The organism is Oleiphilus sp. HI0117 (assembly GCF_001635235.1).
Map to the genome: position 1 here is coordinate 1 of NZ_LWGA01000725.1, position 6093 is coordinate 6093.

4 protein-coding genes are annotated in these 6093 nt (G+C 42.7%); 3 read left to right on the forward strand and 1 reads right to left on the reverse strand.

What is annotated here, in order from left to right; genetic code table 11:
* Both A3757_RS10895 and A3757_RS10900 read left to right on the forward strand, forming a co-directional pair.
* The coding region (locus tag A3757_RS10895) for a phosphatidylglycerol lysyltransferase domain-containing protein (protein ID WP_156506279.1) at positions 1-268 on the forward strand (268 nt) is incomplete at its 5' end.
* Positions 269-270: 2 nt separating this feature from the next.
* Positions 271-942 carry a class I SAM-dependent methyltransferase gene (locus A3757_RS10900; RefSeq protein ID WP_082870201.1) on the forward strand — a complete coding sequence of 224 codons (672 nt, stop codon included), beginning with the start codon at positions 271-273 and terminating at the stop codon, positions 940-942.
* Between the two features lie 26 nt (positions 943-968).
* Here A3757_RS10900 and htpX read toward each other — a convergent pair whose 3' ends face one another.
* Positions 969-1856, reverse strand: coding sequence for a protease HtpX (gene htpX / locus A3757_RS10905; RefSeq protein ID WP_197470002.1), 888 nt, complete (start codon positions 1854-1856; stop codon positions 969-971).
* A gap of 648 nt (positions 1857-2504) precedes the next feature.
* Between htpX and A3757_RS10915 the strand changes: the two genes are divergently transcribed.
* Positions 2505-6093, forward strand: a 3589-nt coding sequence (locus A3757_RS10915; RefSeq protein ID WP_156506280.1) for a tandem-95 repeat protein, incomplete at its 3' end; no start/stop codon positions are given.

Sequence of the window (6093 nt, forward strand, 5' to 3'; positions counted from 1 at the left end):
GGTTTTTCAGAAAGAAGGTGTTGCTCGTTTGTCACTGGGCTTAGCACCCTTGCACGAGCTTCAGAGCTTTCCACATGAGATTGCTTCATTACGCTACTTGCAACAATTAATGTATCGCTATGGAAGTTTTCTATATGCGTTTCAAGCACTTGCTTACCATAAAACTCGATATCGAGCACAGAGTGAACACTGGTTCCAATGTATTCCTCCGGGGATCTCGTTGCCTAAAGCAACCATTGCTACCTTAAAAGCAATACAGGTTTTTTAGTGATGTCTGAAGATAATTCTTTTGTGAGAGGTCGTTATGACAGAACGGCTAGGTTCTACGAAAAGGCCGTGCATTTATATAGTGGTGGTAAGATCATTGCGAGTAAGCGTTGGCAGCTGCGTGACATAAAGCCCGGTGATAAATTACTGTTTGTGGGGGCGGGAAGCGGTGAAGATGTGGTACTTGCTGCGCAAAAAGGTGCCGAGATTACTGTCGTTGAACTTTCACCTAAAATGCTAAAGCGTATTGAATGTAAGCTAGAGAGATTAAGCTTGAACGATCGCGTCGTGCTTGTCCTGGGTGATGCATTTAAGCACCTTAAGGACAGCTATTATGACTATGTGGTAGCGAATTACTTTTTGAATGTCTTCGCTCACCCATTGATGATCGAAATGCTAAATCATCTAAGCTTGCAGCTTAAACCGGGTGGCAGCCTAATGGTTGCGGACTTTGCTCCGGTCAGTGGAAACCTAGTGCAAAGGCTATGTCAGCGGCTTTACTATTACTCAGCTCTATTCGCATTTCATTTAATAGCGAAAAACCCGATTCACAAAATCTACGACTATACACTTTATGCGAAACAAGCAAACTTGAGGGTTAAGCGCTGCCAAATGTTTAAGGTGCTTCCCGGACAGTCTGCTTGGTATCGGGCTTTAGAGCTAGTTCGAAAATAAAGCTTTCGAACTAGCTAATTTAGGGCCTAAGCGCTATAACGCTGTCGAAGTGCTTCGATACGTTTGTCTAGCGGTGGGTGACTCATAAACAAACCGCCTAAGGAATTCTTAAGTTCACCGCTAATACCAAAGGCTATCATTTCAGAAGGCATTTCACTTGGCTTATCATATTCAGCCTGCAGGCGTGCAAGGGCACTGACCATCGCTGCGGGGTTGACTAGCTCCGCTCCTGCTATATCTGCTCGATATTCTCTACGGCGGCTAAACCAGAACACAATCGTACTAGCGAGCACACCTAATATCATCTCTGCGATGAAAGTGGCGATAAAAAAGCCCATGCCATGACCATTATCATTTTTGAATACCGCTCTATCAACGAAGCTACCGATAATACGCGCAAAGAACATAACGAATGCATTCACGACTCCTTGGATAAGGGTGAGGGTGATCATATCTCCATTTGCGACGTGCCCGATTTCATGCCCAAGTACAGCCTTAACTTCCTCACGGCTCATTTTATTGAGTAAGCCTGTGCTTACCGCGACTAAGGCGTTATGTTTATTCCAGCCGGTTGCGAAAGCATTAGCTTGTGCACTGTTAAATACGCCAACCTCAGGCATACCGATATTGGCTTTATGAGCGAGTTCCTGCACCGTCGTATAGAGCCATTTTTGGTCAGCGTTTTGTGGCTCTTCAATCACTTGAACTCTCATACTGCGTTTTGCCATGAATTTTGACATCAGCAAGGAGACGACTGAGCCTGCCATACCAAATATCAGGCAGAAGATAAGGAGGTTATTGTAGTCCAAACCCTGTGCAGTCATATAACTGCCAACCCCGAGTAGGCTAAGCGTAAAGCTAGCGACTAATACAACGGATAAGTTTGTGGCTAGGAATAAAAATATTCTCATCATTTTGGTTTATCTCGCGTGTGGTGTTACCTGCGAATATATGGCCTGAGTGAAAAATATCAAGTCTTATAAGGTTCAATATGGAGTAGGTTTAATGTGTTATTGATACCGTAGTTTGTCCGTTTTGGACAAACTACGGTCGCATATGCGAGCTCAAATGGCCGAACAGATTAATGTGCTTTGTTTATCCAATGTTTGCTTTCGAGTTCTATCAGACTCTGAAGCTCAACTATTTGTTCCTATTTTTATTATTATCTAGCGTTACTTTTAACATGCACCTCTTGAAGTTATTACATTAAAGATAGCGCACAATAATTAAATTCTTATGGACATCCCACGGCGGTACTTGTTTAGTGCTTTTTCTTATGTTAATTTTTGTACATATTCGTTAACGTTAGAGGGAAGGCAGCGTTAGCGGCCATGGAGTGTATTTAACAAAGGATTGTTGCTGCGATGCAAATGGACTTGGATGAAAGAGAAAGCCTAGCAGCTCTTCAAACCTATTTTTGGCTATTCCATGCCATAGCTTCCCCGTTTCTAGGGTTTATTTTCGTAACACATGTCTTCCTTCGTGGACTGTGCCTTATTGCCCAAGATACCTTCGTACTTCATCTTCCAGCTCTCAATATAAACCGATAAAGGATTTCAGTGATGTCTATGTCTCCGTGTAGTTATGCATGTTCTCAGTATGAAGTGAGTTCAGCTCAGCGAGATAGTTACAGTGTATTAAATAACTTACGTTGTTTACTGTTGGTGATTTTTCTTCTTTTATCAGCAAGCTTGTCGGCAAATACTCGAACTATCATTGTTGATACTGACATAACTCAGGGAGCAGATTATTCGAGCCTATCAGAAGCTATTTTAGGGGAGACTGGAACGCTCTCTGCCCCACTAACGATTCGTGTCAGAGCATCATCAGGCCTACCAGATACTATGAAGGTAAGAATTGATGATATTGAGACGACGACTGATTCGCCGCTCACTATCATATTTGAAGCTGGTTATATTCTTGACCATACGGCTACAAAGGATAATCAATACGCGGTTGATATTAGAAGTGACTATGTCAATTTGCTTGGAGAAGGTGGAAAGATAGTCGTTCGAAATAATGGCTATAATTTGGCGGTAGGGGTTTCTAGTGGTGAAAAAGAAACTGCCGATTCGTTGATCACAATTAGTAATATGATTATCGAGGGAGTTAGTTCGGGCTATCGAACTAATTTCGGTATTTGGGCAAGGGCTAAGAATACTAAGCATGTGCTAAAGAACAACGTAATTTATGGGTTCATTGGCGAGGGTGCGTATGGTGTCAAACTTAATGGGGAAGGGTATGTTTACAATAATACCGTGATAAAGAACACCACAGGCCTTCGATGGGATAATAGTACAGGCGAGTTCTACAATAACATATCTACGTGGAATGCGTATACTGACTACTATGTATGGCAGAATTGGTCTGGGCTTACATCCTCACATAATATTGCATCGGATAGTACAGGGCCAAACGAAGACCACAACAACTTATCAGTAAAATTTCTTGATCCCTTAGTAGACGACTATTCACTGCACCCGCTTGATCTCGTTGCTTTCGACCAGGGAATGGAGTTATCACAAGCTTCTTACCCTTTCAATACAGATCACAACTCACTCTTGAGAGCAGGCGCATGGGATATAGGTGCTTATACGCTCCACTCTGGCTCAATAGATTCTGATAATGATGGGATGCCTGATCGATGGGAGGCGAATTACCAACTCGACACCACCGTAAATGACGCAAACATTGATCTGGATAGCGACGGGCTAAGTAATAAAGAAGAATACCTTAACGGCTCATCACCTCTTAACAGCGACTCAGACAGTGACGGTGTTGACGACTTTCAGGAAGTCTCCCAAGGGACTCTGCCGTCAATTAGCAATATCGTAAAAGAAATAATTGTAGATACTGATGTAGATTCTGGCGCTGACTTCAATAACCTGGAGGCAGCTCTTGCTTCAATAAGAGGTATCTCAACTCAACCCCACATTATTCGGACCAAAGCATCTACGGGGTTGCCAGACACTGTTGCTCCAAGAATTTCTAGTATTTATACAGACCGTTATACAGCGCTTACAATTGTTCTTGAGGAAGGTTATGTCTTAGATGTGTCAGCACCAAAGAGTTACTTTCATGCGGTGGATATCACAAGTGAATACGTTACGCTGCGAGGCAAAGGCGGTAAGCTTGTTGTACGAGATAATGGCTACGTAGCAACCTATGGTATTTTTAGTTACCGCCAATCCAAAGACTCAGTTGTTACTATTGAAAATCTTAAGATCGAAGGCCAAATGAGTAATGCAGAGTCTTCATATGGGTTTAAAGCAGTCAATAAACATAATGTTCACGTGGTACGAAATAATGTTGTCACCGGATTTTCTGGCTCAGGTGCCTATGGAATATTTGCGTATTATCAGACTTACCTATACAACAATACCGTTGTTGGAAATCGTACAGGTATCAAGTGGTACGAATTGTCAGGCGCTGTATTTAATAATATCGCTGTAAACAACACGATTGACTTTAACCGTTGGCATAGCTGGAGCGGCTTTCAACATAGCCACAATATAAGTTCAGATGATACCGCCTCGGGAGCGAGCAACAGAAATAAAACTGTCGAGTTTTCTAATCATCCAGTATCACCTTACTCACTCAGTGCTCACGATATTGTTGCGCTCGACAGAGGAACAAACCTCAGCACAGCGGCTTTTCCGTTCAATTATGATCATGATAATTCCGTGCGTAGTGACGCATGGGATATTGGTGCTTACAACTACTCTGCAGGGCAGAATGAATCGCCAGTTATAGTGTCTGAACCCTTAACGCTAGCAGCTGAAGGCGAGCACTATAGCTATCAAGTACTTGCTATAGATGCTGATGGGGACATCCTTTCATATAGTTTGAGTTCCTCCGTACCTGAAATTCAAATCGATGCTGACTCGGGGTTAGTCTCGTGGTTGCCAGGCTCTCAATATGTTGGGGCAGTTAATATAGAAATTACTGTCAGTGATGGCCAAACGGAAGCAGTTCAGTTATTTACGCTTAACGTCGAAGAGACTACACCTGTCAACGTTGCACCCGAAATAACATCGACACCAGAGCTAGGAGCGTTTGAGTCGGTTGCTTACAGCTATCAGATTGAGGCATCGGATGCTGATGGTGATCATCTACAATATTCCCTTATTAATGGCCCGGTCGGTACAGTAGTCGACTTGGATACGGGTATTTTAATATGGACCCCTTCCTATGATGACTCAGGAGAGCATGCCTTTACGATATCTGTGACAGATACAAACTTTGTTGTAAACCAGAGCTTCACTTTAAATGTTACTAACACTAATAGAGAACCTCAGATTGCTTCAGTGGAGCCAATTAGCGGTCAGGAAAGTGTGCTTTATACCTATGATGTTGAGGCTGTAGACCCTGATGGAGATAGTCTAGTATTCTCATTGGCTACTGGCCCACAAGGAATGCATATCAATAGTGAGTCAGGTTTAATTACATGGCTACCAAGCTATGCTGATGAAGGGGTTCATGCTGTAGCGGTTGATATAGCTGACGGTAATAGTGCCGTAATAAGGCATGAATACAATTTGATGACCCTTAACTTCAATCGCCCACCGGTCTCAATTGCACAAGAAATCGTTACTAATGAAGATACCTTAGTCAATATTACTCTTTCAGGGACTGATGAAGACGGTGATAGCTTATCTTACTCAATCGTGTCTTCAGTATCGAACGGAACCCTGTCTGGTTCCGTTCCTAATCTGATTTATTTACCTAATGAAAACTATGGTGGGAATGATAGCTTTACCTTCTCAGTGAATGATGGCGAAGCAACATCAGTTCCGGCGACTATTAATTTGTCCATTATGGCGGTTAATGATGTACCCGTTATTGCATCAACCCCAATGTTGTCAGCGATAGAAAGTGAACTCTATCAATACCAAATAGTTGCTACTGATGTTGATAGCAGTGACTTATCCTTCAATTTACTTAACTCCCCAGATGGGATGTCAATTGATTCGAATACGGGGCTTGTGTCGTGGGTACCTGATTATTATGCAGCTGCAGAATATCCGATTACGGTATCGGTAACAGATGGTATCCTGCAAGACACACAAAGCTTTAGTCTCAACGTACAGAATACTAACCGAGCGCCTGTCATCAATACGATGAGCTTAAATGATGGGCTAGAGAATACAC

Coding starts and splice junctions, on each gene's coding strand:
- A3757_RS10900 (WP_082870201.1), top strand. CDS start 271: ATGTCTGAAGATAATTCTTTTGTGAGAGGTCGTTATGACAGAACGGCT.
- htpX (WP_197470002.1), bottom strand. CDS start 1,856: ATGATGAGAATATTTTTATTCCTAGCCACAAACTTATCCGTTGTATTA.